The following is a 17685-nucleotide window of genomic DNA, read 5'->3' as shown; positions in this document are numbered from 1 at the left end:
AATTTTGGAAAGAGAAATGTTTTAAAGTAAACATTTTTTTTTCGCCAAAACTTATTCCATGCTTAAACAGAGTCTCCAACTTAAATTATCCCAGAAACTATCACCTCAACAAATCCAATTGATGAAACTTATTCAATTGCCTACCTTGGCATTTGAACAAAGACTCAAAGAAGAATTGATTGAAAATCCTGCCTTGGAAACAGGCAAGGAATCGGAACAAACTACTACAGAAGAGGAATTTTTAGAAGACTACGATCAGTATGATAATGAGCATATTCAAGCAGATGATATCAATATCGACGAATATTTAAGCGACGACGAGACCCCAGATTACAAGCTTCAAGCCAATAACTATAGTAAAGATGACGAGGAGTACCAAGCTCCAATAATCGCTTTTGATAGTTTCCATCAAGATTTATCCAACCAGCTTAATACTTTTACTTTAAGTGAACAAGACAGGCTTATTGCACAGTTTTTAGTTGGAAGTATCGATGACATGGGCTATTTAAGAAGAGATATTCAAGATATAGTAGATGATCTGGCTTTCACTCAAGGTATCTACACCGATGAGCAAACTGTTTCTCGTATCTTAACTATCATACATCAATTAGAGCCATTTGGAGTAGGCGCAAGAAATTTACAAGAATGTCTTTTATTACAACTAGTAAATAAAACTCCAACCGATGCTATTACTTTAGCTATAGATATTATAGAAAATTCATTTGATGCTTTTACTAAAAAGCATTACGATAAATTATTGCAAAAATATTCTATAAACAAAGAACAGCTAAGAAGTGGTATTGATGAAATCGAAAAACTGAATCCTAAACCAGGTAGTGCTTATAGTGAAAACACTAAAATCATAGAACATATCGTTCCAGATTTTACCATCAAAATAGTCGAGAATGAATTGGAATTAAGTTTAAATGGACGAAATGCACCAGAACTTCATATTTCCAAAGAGTACCAAGAAATGTTACAAGCCTATAAAGAGAGTAACCTAGCTTCAAATGACCAGAAGAATGCAGTACAATTCATCAAACAAAAACTAGATGGGGCTAAATGGTTCATTGATGCTATTAAACAACGTCAAGACACTTTGTACTATACTATGCATGCTATAATGGATTATCAAAAGGATTATTTCTTAACAGGAGATGAAACAAAATTAAGGCCAATGATTCTAAAGGACATTGCCGATATTATATCCTTAGATATATCTACTATTTCTAGGGTTGCAAATAGTAAATATGTTGAAACACCTTATGGTACCAAACTTATTAAAAATTTCTTTTCTGAAGCAATGATAAACGACCAAGGAGAAGAGGTTTCTACTATTGAAATAAAAAACATCTTAGAAAATATTATTCAAGAAGAGGATAAAAGCAAACCTTACCCAGATGATAAGTTAGCGGAGATATTAAAAGAAAAAGGATACCCTATTGCTCGTAGAACTATAGCTAAATATAGAGAGCAATTAGATATTCCAGTGGCTAGAATGCGCAAACGTATTTAATAGGTTATGCAGCGATTTCTGGCACTAATCTATGGCCTTTACCATCCATTATTTCAACCTTTTTACGCTACTTTAATCTATTTCTATTGTGCTAGAGGATATTTTCAGGATCTTGAAATTGGAATTCATCTACTCCAGGTGATTTTAACTACCCTAGTATTACCCTTTTTAATGCGATTACTTATTACTAATATTCGCTATAAAAACAGAAAGCTTAAACAAAGCTCAAGAACATTTCTGTACTATTTCTTATCGACTTTGGCTTTACTTTGGGCGTACTTTTGGATTTTCAATCCAACTTATCCTCATGCCCTTTTAGTCTATTTTAAAACATTATTATATACTTACATCTTAGTAATGGCCTTTTTTATAAGTGGGCAAAAAGTACATTTATCCATTTGTTTGGGCAGTAATCTTATAGGATATATATTCTATACTAGTTTACAATTTTACCAACCCTTACTCATGTTGTTTATCTTCTTTATCCTCTTGACAAGCCTCTTGGCCTGTAAAAGTCTACTAGAAAAAACCGACAATGCTTATAGTATTTTATTGGCTTATTTTATAGGAATAGTAAGCCTTATATTATAAAATATAAAACATCAAACCTAGATTCAATACGCGCAATCTTTGAGGATCGTCTACTAAAACATCCTTTTTATAAATTTCATTAAGGCCATAATACACATAAAAATTCCATGTATTAAAGCCCATTGAACCATATAATCCAAATTGCCATTTTCTAATATTTGGGTCATTTCTTAGAATAATAGAGTAATCATCTGTACTGGTTTTACTTCTGTTACTAAGTAAGTAACTAGCTTTAAAACCTAGATATACACGCCAGAACTTATGACTTTCAGCTGTGGAATTTCTCCATCGAAATTCAATAGGAAAATCTAAATAATGAAGAGAAAGGGAGTTCTTTTTATACTTATCTAATATAATATGCTCTTTCTGGGGACTCAATCCTAGGTTGCTCCTTAAGTTATTATAGGAAAAACCAAAACCAGGAGCTATAGAAAATGTTCTATTCTTATTAATGGGCATATCCCTTAAAAAACCAACATTCATTCCTAAAGAAAAAGAATATGGAGAAAATCCATCCGGTTTACCTTGCATTAGGGTATGAGTAAGACCAAAGTAAAATTGATCTTCCCTATATTTAGTATCTATAGTAAGACTATCTGCTTTACTGGGATCCACAGGCAACAAATCATATTGTTTAGCCTGCATGGATACAAAGCTTAAACAACACAACAAAACCGCCATTTTAATTTTAAATACCATTTATTTGATCATTAAAAAGTATATACTAAACCTACACCTAAAACTTGTTTAAACTGAACTCTTGGTCCTTTCATTACCTGTTCACCATCCACATCAACATTGGTTTTTATACTATCGTCATATACTAAGTTGGTACCAATGTTTGCACGAACATAATTATTAACTTTTAAATCAAGTTTCATCTCCCAAGCAACATCTACATTTCCAAAACGGTTCACATAATCGCTATATAGACTTAATTTATTTTCGAAAACAATATTCTTAAGAATCTCTTTTCTCCATTCTGTACTTAATAAAAAACCTAATTCTGCCCTATATCTTTGACCGTGCTTGATAATATTTCCAAATTCATCTAAGACAGCTTTATCCACACCAAAAGATCCTTGATCAGCAAGTCGTTGATCACTAACAAAAGTAGCCTTGTAGGTTATTGGTGATAAATAAAATTTCATACCACTCTTTGGTGCTATGTACTCGGCTCCAATCCCGACAAATAAATATGCTGGTGCAAACCATCTAGAAACTGGCTCATCGGTATTTGGATAATTGAACCCGTCTGTTAATTGAGTTTTGAAATTTAGCTTAGCAACATAGTACCAATCAGAAACCACAGTACTTTTATATCCAAAAGTAGAGTTGAATTCAAATACATCCTCACTCTTGCGAAGCTCTCTATCACTTTGCTTATTTACTCCATATCTTACATTTAAGCGATTATCCCATATCAATCTACCTTTGATGTATTTACGACTTAAATCTGCCTTTAAAAGACCAGAAATAGAGTTGTCCCCTCCTGAACTCCAATTCACAAAAGCAATCTGGTTGAAATCTAAACCAATCAAATTCTTACCTTCCCAATAACCAACTATTTCATTATTTAGAGGTAAAACATGTAAATTTTTAGTTGGATCGTACTTTATTTCAATCTTAGAAAACTTAGGTTTACTTTGTTTTACAAAAATCTCAGGCTTAAAATAAGGCGCATCCACATCACTAGAATTATTAGCACCTAAACCAGGGCTATAATCCTTAGGGGGAGTAAAACGCATTAAAGAGTTAAACGGATTTACCTGAGTACCTTGTTGATCAGTGATTGGACGTTGAGCCAAAGAATCTTGGCTAAGTTGCTGCAAGGGCGTTTTGTTAGAAACAGAATTTTGAGCAAAAGCACAAACTCCGAATAAACAGGTGGAAATATTTAATGTAAAAATAATAAACCTTTTCAATTCTCTTCTAAATTAATTAATGACACAATACTTTGTATATCTATTTTACAATGCTCTTGTTGTTCTAAAACGGTTGCATGTTCAATGAATTCATCCTTTATTCCAATAATTCGCACGCTTATGTGTGGATAATGCTGGGCTACAAAACTTGCAATACTGCTTCCGAACCCACCAATCTCACAGCCATCTTCAAAAGTAACAAGCTCTGAATAAGTTTGGCAAATTAAATGTAATTTTTCAACATTTAAAGGCTTTATAAACATAAAATGATAGTGAGACCACATATTGTTGTTTTTTTGCTTAAATGCCTCAATTACATTGTTACCGATACTACCTGTACTTAATATAGCAAAGTCACTACCTTTCTCTAACTGTGCTACTTGCCCTGGGGTTATTGACCGAAATTCTCTCTGCCAATCTAGATCCATTACTCCCTTGCCTCTTGGATAACGAATTGCTAAAGGACCACTAATCCCACTTTGTGCATAAAAAATTAAATTTCTCAATTCTAATTCATTTAATGGAGCAGCTATACTCATATTGGGTATACAATTTAAATAAGCAATATCAAACACTCCATGATGTGTCGGGCCATCTTCTCCTACCAAACCAGCGCGATCTAAACAAAACACAACTGGTAAGTTTTGTATAGCAACATCGTGTATAACCTGATCATAAGCCCTTTGTAAAAAAGTAGAATAAATAGCTACAAAAGGAATCATTCCCTGGGTAGCCATTCCAGCTGCTAAGGTAACGGCATGCTGTTCTGCAATACCTACATCAATTCCCCTCTCTGGTATAGCATCCATAAGGAATTTCATAGAACTCCCAGTCGGCATTGCTGCTGTAATACCTACAATGTTTGGATTTATCTTAGCTAACTCAACTAATGTATGGCCAAAAACATCTTGGTATTTTGCAGGAAACTCCTTTTCTTTTTTTACAATCAACTCTCCTGTTTGGCTATCAAACTTACCTGGAGCATGGTATTTTACTTGATCTAGTTCGGCTTGTTTTAAACCTTTTCCTTTAGTGGTTACTAAGTGTAAGAACCTAGGCCCCTTCTTTTTCTTTAACCTCTCTAATTCACTAATTACTTTAGGTAAATCGTGTCCATCTATTGGTCCGCTATAATCAAAATTTAAACTCTTAATCATATTATTCACCTTTGGATTCTCCCCTAATTTGACTTTAGTTAAATAATCCTTTAGAGCTCCAACACTTGGGTCTATACCAATGGCATTGTCATTGAGGATAACCAATATATTAGCATTACTTACTCCAGCGTGATTCAGGCCTTCAAAAGCCATGCCAGATGCAATAGAAGCATCACCTATAACAGCGATATGTTCTTTGTTTATTTCTCCTTTTAAATTCGAGGCAATTGCCATCCCAAGGGCAGCAGATATAGAAGTGGAAGAATGGCCAACGCCAAATCCATCATAGATACTTTCACTAGGTTTAGGAAAACCGCTTATACCATCTTTTTGTCTATTGGTATGAAAAACATTTCTTCTACCAGTTAGCAATTTATGTCCGTAAGCTTGGTGACCTACATCCCAAATCAATATATCTTTTGGAGTATTGAAAACATAATGTAAAGCAATTGTCAGCTCAACAACTCCTAAACTTGCGCCTAAATGACCTTCTTTAGTTGCAACTATATCAATGATGAATCTTCTTATTTGCTGAGCTACCTCTTGTAACTGCTCAAAAGAAAGCTGTTTCAAATCACTTGGGTCATTTATTTGTTCTAACATAATTTGGGACATTGTTTGCTATATATTAAAACAAAATTACAATTTTGTTTTTACTTTTGAACCTATAATAATATAAACCAACCATTATGGATATCTTAAACGACCAATACTATATGCAAATTGCTATAAATCAAGCAAAAATTGCCGCAGAGCAAGGAGAAATTCCAGTTGGAGCAGTAATTGTAGCAAATAATCAGATCATAGCTAAGACCCATAATTTAACGGAATTACTACATGATGTCACTGCTCATGCAGAAATGCAAGCTATAAGTTCTGCAGCAAATTACCTTGGGGCTAAATATTTAAAAAACTGTACACTTTATATAACCTTAGAGCCGTGCCAAATGTGTGCGGGAGCTTTATACTGGAGCCAAATTTCAAAAATAATATGCTCTAGTGAGGATCCACAAAGAGGATATAGAGCAATGGGTGCACAGCTTCACCCAAAAACCGAAATATCGTTCGGAATTTTAGAGCAAGAATCTACACAAATTATCCAGGAATTCTTCAAACGAAAGAGAAATAAATAGCTTTTTAATAGTAACTTAGCTATACTTTGATTTTGTGAAAAATGAAAAAATAGCTATTATGAAAGCAAATCCTCTTTTATTCTTTACTTTGTGTATTGCACTAGTTTTTAGTGCATGCTCTAAAGATGTCCCTAGTGATTTTAAGGTTTCTAACCCTACTAACTTCCAGGAGTACATTCGTTCTTTTACTACAGGAATTATTTCTGTAGCTGACCCAATTCAAATAGTGTTAAGCCAGCCCTTAGAAGACAAAAATAAATCGGAAACTCTTCCTTTGAAAATGTGGAAAATAACCCCGCAAGTACAAGGAGATCTGATTTATCAGGACAATGGAGTAATACAATTTCGTCCAAAAGAGCTTTTAAAGCAAGATCAAACCTACTATATTAGTGTAGATTTAAGTCAAATTATAGACACAAAAGAATCTACACCGTTGATTTTTAATTTCATAGCTACTACAAAATCTCAAAATATGCATCTTGAAGTACTAGATTTTCAATCCATTACTCCAAGTAATTATGCAATAAATGCTAAATTATTTTTTTCTGATGTTATTGCAAAGGATCAAGTAAACGAACTGATCTCAGCTATGCAAGGCAAGGACAAAAAGCAAATTCTAATCTTAGATAACTCCAAAGAATTAGCTAAAGAGTATAATATTATCATACAAGATGTTCTAAGACAAAACCAGTCATCTACATTAGAAATCAAGCTCTTTAATAAAGCTATAGGCTCTTCCCAAGACATAATCCGAAATGTGGATATACCTGCTTTAGGAGATTTTAGAGTCTTAGATAATCCAAGATTGGATGATGATAATCAAAGTATATTTTTAAACTTTTCAGATCCTATTGTAAGTAACCAAGATCTTCAAGGTCTAATTTCTATCGAACCTAACCAAGGAGATTTACGTTATACTATCTCTGCAAATGTGGTAAAAATATCCAGTTCTACTTCCTTTAACCAAGATCTCGCAATACAACTTTACCCAGGTATTACCAATACATATGGAGATAAACTTTTAGAAAAAACCAAACTAATGGTAAACTATAAAGTTGCTTCTCCTGAAATAAAACTACTGCAAAGTGGAACTATTTTACCTTCTTCTTCTAATTTAAAAATAAACTTTCAAGCTACTACATTAAGTGCTGTGGATATAGAGGTCTACAGAATTTATCAAAATAATATATTGCAGTTTTTACAAGACAACTCTTTGGATGGAAGTTATAACTTGATGCAAGTTGCTCAGCCTATTGCAAAACAAAAATTAGAACTAACAAATCCTTCGCCTAAAGCACTTTTGCAATGGAATGCTTACGCAGTGGATTTATCTGCATTGATAAGCCCTGAACCCGGAGCCATTTACCATGTGAAATTTTCCATGCAGGAGCAGTATTCTTTATATCCTTGTGATCAACCAAAATCAGAGCAACAAAGTCAAGATGCCAATAATGATTATTATACTAAAAACTCCCAAGGCGTTTTTTCACCTGACTTTGATTCCTATGACTATTATAGCTACAGATACTATGATTGGTCTCAAAGCGAGAATCCTTGTGATCCCGCTTATTATTACTATGCCAACAGCCCTACTACAAATGTCCTTGCATCCGATATAGGAGCAATTGTTAAGAGAGGAAACAACGATACTTTCTTAGTGGTAGCAACTTCTTTACTTACAGCAGAACCACTAAAGGCTGCACTTGTAGAATTTTATGATTACCAACAACAGCTAATTACTAGTGCTAAAACAGACCTTAACGGTATGTTAGAAGTAAAGATAGAAGATAAGGTTCCCTATTTCATTGTCGTAAAAGATAATAATTCTAGTACCTATGTAAAAGTGGATAATGCCAACGCCTTATCTGTAAGTAATTATGATGTAGACGGTAGTGTCTTACAACATGGAATTCAAGGGTATATTTATAGTCAAAGGGGAGTATTCAGACCTGGAGACACTATTCCTATTGGCTTTATATTAAACGACCAGGCTAATCCACTGCCAAATAATCATCCAATTAGTATAACCCTAAGTGACCCACTAGGTAGAGTAATCGAACAACAAACTATAAAGAAAAACCAAAACAACCAATATTCCTTCCTGCTAAAAACAGAGCAGCAGTCAATTACTGGAAACTACCAAGTAGTAATTAATGTAGGTGGTGTAAAATTCTATAAGTCCATAAGTGTAGAAACTATAAAACCTAATCGATTAAAAATAATTAACAATCAGGAAAACACCACTTTTAATGCAGATTCAAAACAGGTAATAGACTTTCAAGTAAACTGGTTACAAGGTAGTATTGGTTCAAACCTAAAGGCAGTGGTAGATCTTAAATACTACTATGGGGATACAACTTTTAAAAACTATGCCGATTATATATTCACCAATACCCTAGGGAAGCCTTCAACTACACCTCAAAATGTTTTTCAAGGCACAACAGATCAAAATGGAAGATTCCAATTTGTATTAGATAGTAATCTAGCGCCAAAAAATGCAGGAAAACTAAAAGCAATATTAACTACTAAAGTATTTGAAAACGCTGGTGATATGTCTATCGATGTCTCTTCTATAGAGGTTTCACCTTTTAGTAGTTACGTAGGTATAAAACTTCCTAAAGCAGATAAATATGGTAGTTACCAAACACAAAAGCCATTGGATTTTTCCTTTATTATTTTAGATCAAGACCAAAAACCAAAACAAGGTGCGTTAACTGTATATCTTTATAAAAAAACAAATAACTGGTGGTGGAGTCAAAATACACAAGGAATTTCGAGCTTCAGTAATTCAAGTGACTTTATCTTAGTAAGCGAGCAATACCTAACTACCGATTCAAAAGGTATGGCTTCCTTTACTTGGCAAGTAGATTCACAAGACTGGGGTTCTTATGAAATAGTGGCAATAGACAATATTAGCGGTCATATAGCTTCAAGAAGTCTTTATGTACAATATCCATCTTGGTGGAACTTTGATGAACAAAACCAGCAAAAAGAAGCCACTGCTCTTAAAGTAGTAACCAATAAAAAAACCTATGTAACAAAAGAAAAAGCTACAGTGAGCTTTACTTCTACTCAAGGATCTAAAGCCTTAATATCTATAGAAAATGGAACCCAAGTTCTTCAGAGCTTTTGGGTAGATACCAAGGACAATGAAACCAGCATTGATTTTGAAATCACACCAAAGATGGCTCCTAATGTATATGTCCATGTCACATTAATACAGCCTCATGCCTTTACTTTAAATAACTCCCCTATTCGTCTTTATGGAATTGTACCAATTGAGGTTTACGACCCTAAGACAAAATTAGAGCCGGTTATTCAGATGCCTAAAGAAATTGAGAGTGAACAAAGCTTTACGGTCAAAGTCAGTGAAAAAAACAAACAAGCTATGACCTATACCATAGCTATAGTAGAGGAAGGTCTATTAGACCTAACTTCATTTAAAACTCCAAATCCTTGGAATACTTTTTATAGTAAAACTTCATTAGGAGTTCGTACTTGGGATATTTTCGACCAGGTAATTGGAGCTTATGGAGGAAATATTAATCAAATTTTCAGCATAGGTGGTGATGAAGATTTAGCTATTGGTTCGGTAAAAAAAGCCAACCGATTTGCCCCTGTGGTTATTTGGGAAGGTCCCTTTACCTTAGAGGCAGGTAAAACTGCTTCCCATACTTTTAAACTACCTAAGTATATTGGATCAGTTAAGACCATGATTGTAGCTTCTAATGCAAAACAAGATGCATATGGTTCTGGTGAGCAAACTACCTTAGTGAGAAGTCCTTTAATGATTTTAGGGACTTTACCTAGACGCGCCCTAACAACAGAGCAAATCACTTTACCTGTTACTATTTTCACTCAAAATCCCAATGAAAAAGTACAAGTAGAAGTAAAAACGGATAAGCGATTTGAATTAATTGGTCCAAGTACCAAAACAGTAGAAATGGGAGATTCAACAGAGAAGGTAGTTTACTTTGATTTAAAAGTAAAAGATATTCTTGGGGTAGCTTCTATTTCCATTTTAGCTAAAACCAATAAACACAAAGCTTCTTATGATATTGAGCTTGATGTCTTAAATCCCAATCCTCTTACTACAATAAATCAAGATATTGTATTATCTCCAGGAGAGAAAGTACAAACTACTTGGGAAACCTTTGGTATTCTAAACTCCAATAAAGCATGGCTAGAACTATCTAATTTCCCTTCTATTAATCTAAACTCACGATTAGATTATCTTATTAGTTATCCCCATGGATGTAGCGAGCAAATTACCTCTGGTGCATTTGCACAATTATATTTGGATGATTTAACCCCATTACAGCAAAAACAAAAAACACAAATTCAAAATAATGTAACCAATGCAATTTCCCGACTTAGCCAAAGACAAATGGTTAGTGGTGGATTTAAGTATTGGGATAGCTCAACGAGTGCACAATTATGGACTACAACCTATGTTGGACATTTCTTACTAGAGGCTGAGAAAAAAGGTTATGCATTAGGTTTAAATACTAAGGCAAACTGGATTGCATTTGAAAAGAACCAAAGTAGAAATTGGATTTATGAACCTAGTACACAAAATGATTTTGAACAAGCTTATAGACTCTATGCTCTTGCCTTGGCAAAACAACCTGACTTAGCAGCTATGAATCGCTTAAGAGAAAACACTAAAATAACTGCCCAAAGTCGCTTAAGACTTGCGGCGGCATATGCCCTTTTATCCCAAGATAAAGTTGCAATGGAACTTCTAGTTGATTTACCTATCGCAAGTGATAAACAAGATGCTTATTCCTATGGTTCAGATACAAGAAATAAAGCAATGGCATTACAAACCTACATTGCCCTTGAGCCAAAGAGTAATAAAACAAGTCAGCTTGCAATACAAATTGCCAAAGAACTAGGAAGTAATACCTGGATGAGTACACAAACCACTGCTTTTGCATTAAATGCAATGGCTAATTATTTTACAACTCATCCAAAAAGCACAACTATTAAAGCAGAGTACGCCTTTAACAACAAAGTAAGCCAAATAGAATCCAATGATAATATTTACAATACTATTTTAGATCCCTTATCGGATAATAATACTTTAGAAATACAAAATAAATCACAAGGTGATTTATACATAAATATATCTAAGCAAGGAATTTTAGCATTAGGAAAAGAGTTGGAAGAGCAAAAGAACTTATCGATAAATGTTGTATATAAAGACCAAAACAATCAAATAATTCCCGTACAAAACCTAACACAATCCACTCAATTTACAGCGGAATTAACTATTAAAAACAGTAGCTTTTCAAAAGTTAACAATCTTGCCCTTACTAATATCATACCCTCAGGTTGGGAGATTGTCAACTTTAGGTATGCTTTACCAGAGCAAAGTAATTCTATATCAAACTCTACTCATGTTGACATACAAGATGATAGAGTTAATTTCTATTTTAATTTAAATGCTCAAAGTAGCCAGAGCTTTACAATTGAACTAATAGCCTCCTATTTAGGTCATTACTACCTACCTGGCATATATGTCAATGCGATGTATGATCCAAATTATTACGCAAGAACAAAAGGAAACTGGATTAATGTAATACCTTAAAAAACAGGAGTTTTATTTGAAAAAAGCAGTCCTGTACAACTATATGTAATGAAGTATTTTTTTAAAATAATATGGAGTAGCCCAAAGAAAAAAGCCTTTATAATTATTGGAATTATCCTTGGGTTACTTTATGCCTTTTGTTTACCGAACCAATTATTTAACCAACCCTACTCTAGTGTTATCCTTAGTAAGGACGGCCATTTATTAGGAGCAAAAATTGCTAATGATGGTCAGTGGCGTTTCGCGCCAACTCAAAACACTCCTTATAAATTTGAGACAGCGCTAAGACTATATGAAGACCAATATTTTTATTTGCATTGGGGTATTAATCCATTGGCAATTAGTAAAGCCTTTATAAAAAATTTACAAGCTAAACAAAACCGCTTTGGAGCTAGCACTCTTACTCAACAAACCATACGTCTACACCATGGCAATCAAAAACGAACCTATTGGCAAAAAATAAAAGAAACCATACAAGCAACAAGGCTAGAGTTTACCTATTCCAAAAAAGAGATACTTAATTTATATACTTCTCATGCCCCTTTTGGAGGTAATGTGGTTGGTCTAGATATGGCTGCATGGCGATATTATGGTATTACCCCTGACCAGCTGTCTTGGTCGCAAGCAGCAACACTTGCTGTCCTGCCAAACGCTCCATCTTTAATAAATCTGGGAAAAAACCGCCAACTTCTTTTGAAGAAGAGAAATATATTACTTGAAAAGTTACTCAAGAATAAAATAATTGACTCCACAACTTATCTATTAGCTATTGAGGAAAATTTAGTTGAAAAGCCTCATAACTTACCTAATACATCACCTCATCTTTTAGAACTAATACATAAAAAACAACCTCAACAAACCATTACTACTACGATAGATTACCCCTTACAAATAAGGGCTAATGAAATCGTAGCCAAATATTACAAAGAGTATAAAGAATCCCAAATACACAATATTTCCGTTTTAATAACGGATATAAAAACAAACGCTATCCTAGCCTATGTTGGAAATTCTCCTACAGATAAAGAGCACCAAAAAGATGTAGATAATATTTTATCACTTCGATCAACTGCAAGTACCTTAAAACCTTTTTTGAGTATGGCCCAACTTGATCAAGGTGAAATATTACCCAATACCTTAGTAAAAGATATTCCCATAGTTATTTCAGGTTATAAGCCACTTAACTTTTCAAGCTCTTATAATGGTGGGGTATCACATTCCCAGGCTTTGTCCCGATCTCTTAATATTCCCTTTGTACTAATGCTACAAGATTTCGGTGTAGCTCGTTTTTACCATTATTTACAAAATCTTGGCTTATCCAGTATAAATAAGCATCCAAATCATTATGGGTTATCCCTTATTTTAGGTGGTGCAGAATCTAGCCTATGGCAAATTACAAGGGCGTATACTAACTTAGCCTACACTTTAAATTATTATAATGAGTCTAAAGGAAGTTATCCAATCAACTCCCTAGATGATTTAGTTTGGCAAAAAGATAAAGCAATAAAAAACAGTGTACCCTCACAAGAACCAGCCGTCTTTGGAGCAGGACCAATTTACCAGACTTTTACAGCTTTAACGAAAGTAAACAGACCTGAAGATCAGTTAGGTTGGCAGTATTTTAACTCCGCAAAGAAAATAGCTTGGAAGACAGGAACAAGCTTTGGTGCAAGAGATGCATGGGCAGTAGGTATAGATAAAAACTATGTTATTAGTGTATGGGTAGGAAATTCCACTGGAGAGGGTAGACCATCTCTAAGTGGGGTACGTCTAGCTGGGCCAATATTATTTGATTTATTTAACCTCATGCCAAAAAATCAATGGTTTGAGACACCATTTGACGACTTAGAGCAAGTACAAGTTTGTACACTTAGCGGATATATTGCATCTGAACTTTGTGATTCAACCAACCAACTAATCCCAGCTAGAGCTAAAAAAACTGGTCTTTGCCCTTATCATCAATTAGTTCATTTAGAAAAATCTATGCGTTATCAAGTCAATACTACTTGCCAGGATATACAACATATTGTTAGTACACCTTGGTTTGTGCTCCCCCCTACAATGGCCTACTACTATAGACAACAAAATAATCACTATAAAGAACTCCCTCCTTGGAGAGAAGATTGTATAGGAGATAAACAAAAAAACACCGTAGACTTTATCTACCCAAAACATAATGACATATTACACTTAACAAGAGGTTTTAACACCCAAATACAACCTTTTACTGCCTCAGCAGCAACAAGTAAAACAACAGATACCCTCTATTGGTATCTTGATCAGAAATATTTAGGAAATAGTGTTTTAAAACACAACAAAAATATTTTAGCTGATCCAGGTAAGTACACCCTTAAGATTGTCAACCAAAACGGAGATAGTAAGGCGATTAATATCCAAATAGGGAATCCATAAAAAAAAACCGCTTACTACTATAGTAAACGGTTTTCTATTATTCTGAAAATTCATTTCCTTTATCATTAAAGAAATGGTACTCTAGGTACGTGTAAGCGTCACGAGGAACAATTTTTATCCACTTTTTAAACTCCAAAAACCACTTATGTTGGGTAGATGGAAATCCTTGTTTTAAATACGCAGCTACGAACGGATGCGCATTTAAGATAATCTTTGCAGATTTATCTTTTGTAATAATACTTTCAAGGTCGGCCTTTATTTTGTCAATTACAAGAATAGGAGCTTCAATTTCACCATGTTCGTTTGGATCTTCTTCTCTTGTTTCAATATTAACCTCAGGACGAACCCTTTGCCTTGTAATTTGAATTAATCCAAACTTACTAGGTGGCAAGATTTTGTGTTTTGCTTTGTCATCACTCATCTCTTCTTTCAAAAAGTCATAAAGTGTTTTTCTATTCTCTGGATTACCCATATCAATAAAGTCTACAACAATAATTCCCCCCATATCCCTTAAGCGTAATTGCCTTGCTATTTCACCAGCTGCAATTAAGTTAACTTCTAAAGCGGTGTCTTCTTGACTTTGAGCCTTGTTAGACCTGTTTCCACTATTCACATCAATAACATGAAGTGCCTCGGTATGCTCAATGATTAAGTAAGCTCCTTTACTCATTGAAACCGTTTTTCCAAAAGACGTCTTAATTTGACGTTCAATATTGTACTTTTCGAAAATTGGTACTTCTTTGGATTGGTAATGCTTTACAATAGAAACTTTTGAAGGAGCAATTTCTTGCAAATAGTCCTTCGTTTGATAGAACATATCTTCATCATCAGTAATAATACCAGTGAACGTATCATTAAAAACATCTCTTAGTATAGAAGAGGCTTTATTAACTTCTCCTAATACTTTGGAAGGATGATGAGCAGTTGCTAATTTTTTACACATTGCATTCCATTTAGACATTAAGTTATCCAGATCTTTTTCGATATCACTAACTTTCATGCCCTCTGCAACGGTACGTACAATTACACCAAAACCTTTAGGTTTGATAGACTGTACTAATTTTTTTAAACGATCCTTTTCCTCTTTTGACTCAATTTTCTGAGAGATAGATACTCTATTTGAGAAAGGAACCAAAACAACATAACGTCCAGCAATAGATAATTCTGAACTTATTCTAGGCCCTTTAGTTGAAATAGGTTCTTTTACAATTTGAACTAATAAAGATTGATTGGCACTTAGAACATCTGTTACTACACCATCTTTATCTATTTCTTCTTCAAAAGCGAAATTTTTTAAAGAATAGTCCTTTAATTTTCCTCCGCTTACAAGTTTACTGAATTTCAATAAAGTCTTTAAGTTTGGACCTAAATCGTGATAATGCAAAAACGCATCCTTCTCGAATCCTACGTGCACGAATGCTGCATTTAGACCAGCGACAGGTTTTCTAATTTTAGCGATAAAAATATCTCCAACTTGAAATCCCGCTTCTTGATTATCCTCTCTTTCTTTATGAAGTTCAATTAGTTTTCCATCTTTTAATAAGGCAAAATCTACTGTTTCAGAACTCGATCTAATAATTAGCTCTTTATTCACACTGTACATTTTTATCCATACTCATTCATTATCAAAGCACTTAACTCTCTGAAAAACAAGATTGTATAGATGGATTAAACATTAATTAAAACAGGTATATAACCTGAAAGACTTATCCCTAAAGATAAGTCTTTTAGTTTTCCTCTTAAAAGAAAAAAGTAGTTTAAAACTACTTCTTCTTCTTGTGACGGTTAGCTCTAGCTCTTTTTTTACGTTTGTGCGTAGCTACCTTATGTCTTTTTCTTTTTTTACCACTTGGCATAATGTGTGTAATTTAGAGATTAATAAATTATTTTACTTTTACTTCTGTGTTTGACTTAACGCCTTCTACAAACACCTTAGCAGGTTTGAAAGCTGGGATATTATGAGCTGGAATTCTAATAGTCGTATTTTTAGAAATGTTTCTTCCAGTTTTTTCAGCTCTAGTTTTGATGATAAAACTTCCAAAACCTCTTAAATAAACATTTTCTCCAGATTCTAATGAGGCTTTTACTTCATCCATAAAAGATTCAACTGTCGCCTGTACGTCACCTTTCTCAAGCCCTAATTTCTCCGAAATTTTTGCTACAATGTCTGCTTTCGTCATTTTTAGATATAAATTATTTTGTTGTTGTCGAAATTTTTAGAGTGTGCAAATATATTAATTTATAATCCAATAATTCAACCTTAATCGATTAAAATTTAAATATATAAAGTTTTAAGTTTGCAATCTATACTTTTTACTATGATATTTTCTAACAAACTCACTACTTGGTATTTACAAAACAAACGTAGTTTACCATGGCGTGAAACAAACAATCCTTATGCCATTTGGCTATCAGAAATAATCCTTCAACAGACAAAAGTTGCCCAAGGATTACCGTATTATTTGTCTTTTTTAGAAACTTTTCCAACCGTTTTTGATCTAGCTAATGCCGAAGAGGACCAAGTTCTAAGATTGTGGCAAGGACTTGGATATTATAGTAGAGCACGTAACTTACATGCTTCTGCAAAAATTATAGCCTATGATTTAAATGGAATATTTCCCAATAATTACAAAGACCTTTTATCTTTAAAAGGAGTAGGCCCTTATACCGCAGCCGCTATTGCTTCGATTGCATTTAATGAAAATGTGGCTGTTTTGGACGGCAATGTTTATAGAGTTCTATCTCGAATTTTTGGTATCACTACAGATATCTCTAGTGGTGCTGCAAAAAAGGAATTTCAAAATCTAGCACAAAGCTTATTACCTAAAGAACAACCTGCAATCTTCAACCAAGCAATAATGGATTTTGGTGCGATGCAATGTACTCCTAAACTTCCGTTATGTCAAAGTTGCGTTTTTAATACTACCTGTGTAGCTTTACAAACTAATATGGTAAGTATATTACCAGTCAAACTTAAGAAAACTAAAGTTAGAAATAGGTATATTGACTATATTATTTTTCAAGATGAGCAAAAAAACACACTAATAGAGCAAAGAACAAAAAAAGATATTTGGCAAAAACTGTATCAATTTCCGTGTATAGATCGTTTTGAAGATACACCCATCGACATTAAACAGGTCTTAAAGAGTGATTTTCCAACTGTAGAAACCTGTCAAATCACCTTAATGAATACAACTCCTATAACCCATATTTTATCTCATCAAAAATTACAAGTGAATTTTTGGATTGTTCAAACAAAGGAACCTCTTAAAGAATCAACCCCATGGAAAGAATTAAATAATTTTGGTTTTCCTATAGTAATTCATAACTTTATTGGCACTCTTAGTGAAGAATAAAT

At 33.7% G+C, this 17685-nt stretch carries 10 protein-coding genes; 5 read left to right on the top strand and 5 right to left on the bottom strand.

All coding sequences use genetic code 11. The features are described from left to right. The first annotated feature begins 58 nt into the window (after positions 1-58). A complete protein-coding gene (rpoN, locus tag ACYSNX_RS01515; protein ID WP_461752923.1) occupies positions 59-1516 on the top strand; it encodes an RNA polymerase factor sigma-54 in 1458 nt (485 codons plus the stop codon). Positions 1517-2101: 585 nt separating this feature from the next. On the opposite strand, the gene ACYSNX_RS01510 is transcribed toward rpoN, so the two are convergent. The 3 genes from ACYSNX_RS01510 to ACYSNX_RS01500 form a co-directional block, all read right to left on the bottom strand. After that, positions 2102-2752: a porin family protein gene (locus ACYSNX_RS01510; RefSeq protein ID WP_461752922.1), complete on the bottom strand. Its 651-nt coding sequence runs from the start codon at positions 2750-2752 to the stop codon at positions 2102-2104. Between the two features lie 65 nt (positions 2753-2817). Beyond that, positions 2818-4032, bottom strand: a complete 1215-nt coding sequence (locus ACYSNX_RS01505) for a DUF3078 domain-containing protein (protein ID WP_461752921.1) — start codon at positions 4030-4032, stop codon at positions 2818-2820. After that, on the bottom strand, positions 4029-5804 hold the full coding sequence (locus ACYSNX_RS01500) for a 1-deoxy-D-xylulose-5-phosphate synthase (protein ID WP_461752920.1): 1776 nt from the start codon (positions 5802-5804) through the stop codon (positions 4029-4031). The genes ACYSNX_RS01505 and ACYSNX_RS01500 overlap by 4 nt, the downstream gene beginning before the upstream one ends. A 74-nt stretch (positions 5805-5878) precedes the next feature. Here ACYSNX_RS01500 and ACYSNX_RS01495 point away from each other — a divergent pair, with 74 nt between their 5' ends. From ACYSNX_RS01495 to pbpC, 3 genes are read left to right on the top strand one after another with little or no spacing between them, the layout of a single operon-like run. Further along, positions 5879-6322 (top strand): nucleoside deaminase, encoded by a 444-nt coding sequence (locus ACYSNX_RS01495; protein WP_461752919.1) that lies wholly within the window; start codon positions 5879-5881, stop codon positions 6320-6322. Between the two features lie 58 nt (positions 6323-6380). Continuing rightward, a complete protein-coding gene (locus ACYSNX_RS01490) occupies positions 6381-11915 on the top strand; it encodes an alpha-2-macroglobulin family protein (RefSeq protein ID WP_461752918.1) in 5535 nt (1844 codons plus the stop codon). Positions 11916-11963: 48 nt separating this feature from the next. Further along, on the top strand, positions 11964-14327 hold the full coding sequence (gene pbpC / locus ACYSNX_RS01485; protein WP_461752917.1) for a penicillin-binding protein 1C: 2364 nt from the start codon (positions 11964-11966) through the stop codon (positions 14325-14327). Between the two features lie 37 nt (positions 14328-14364). Here pbpC and ACYSNX_RS01480 read toward each other — a convergent pair whose 3' ends face one another. Together ACYSNX_RS01480 and ACYSNX_RS01475 are read right to left on the bottom strand one after the other, a co-directional pair. Beyond that, a complete protein-coding gene (locus ACYSNX_RS01480; protein WP_461752916.1) occupies positions 14365-15921 on the bottom strand; it encodes an Rne/Rng family ribonuclease in 1557 nt (518 codons plus the stop codon). Positions 15922-16210: 289 nt separating this feature from the next. Further along, a complete protein-coding gene (locus tag ACYSNX_RS01475) occupies positions 16211-16507 on the bottom strand; it encodes an HU family DNA-binding protein (protein WP_155034606.1) in 297 nt (98 codons plus the stop codon). A gap of 138 nt (positions 16508-16645) precedes the next feature. Between ACYSNX_RS01475 and mutY the strand changes: the two genes are divergently transcribed. Beyond that, entirely contained in the window at positions 16646-17683 is a 1038-nt protein-coding gene (mutY, locus tag ACYSNX_RS01470) for an A/G-specific adenine glycosylase (protein ID WP_461752915.1), read from the top strand. Positions 17684-17685 lie beyond the last annotated feature (2 nt).

The sequence above is a fragment of the Myroides sp. LJL115 genome, assembly GCF_054871665.1.
Note: the sequence above shows the minus strand (reverse complement) of the source record. Positions and strands in the feature narration are given on the sequence as shown.

Coding starts and splice junctions, on each gene's coding strand:
- ACYSNX_RS01490 (WP_461752918.1), top strand. CDS start 6,381: ATGAAAGCAAATCCTCTTTTATTCTTTACTTTGTGTATTGCACTAGTT.
- ACYSNX_RS01500 (WP_461752920.1), bottom strand. CDS start 5,804: ATGTCCCAAATTATGTTAGAACAAATAAATGACCCAAGTGATTTGAAA.
- ACYSNX_RS01475 (WP_155034606.1), bottom strand. CDS start 16,507: ATGACGAAAGCAGACATTGTAGCAAAAATTTCGGAGAAATTAGGGCTT.
- ACYSNX_RS01495 (WP_461752919.1), top strand. CDS start 5,879: ATGGATATCTTAAACGACCAATACTATATGCAAATTGCTATAAATCAA.
- rpoN (WP_461752923.1), top strand. CDS start 59: ATGCTTAAACAGAGTCTCCAACTTAAATTATCCCAGAAACTATCACCT.
- mutY (WP_461752915.1), top strand. CDS start 16,646: ATGATATTTTCTAACAAACTCACTACTTGGTATTTACAAAACAAACGT.
- pbpC (WP_461752917.1), top strand. CDS start 11,964: ATGAAGTATTTTTTTAAAATAATATGGAGTAGCCCAAAGAAAAAAGCC.
- ACYSNX_RS01510 (WP_461752922.1), bottom strand. CDS start 2,752: ATGCAGGCTAAACAATATGATTTGTTGCCTGTGGATCCCAGTAAAGCA.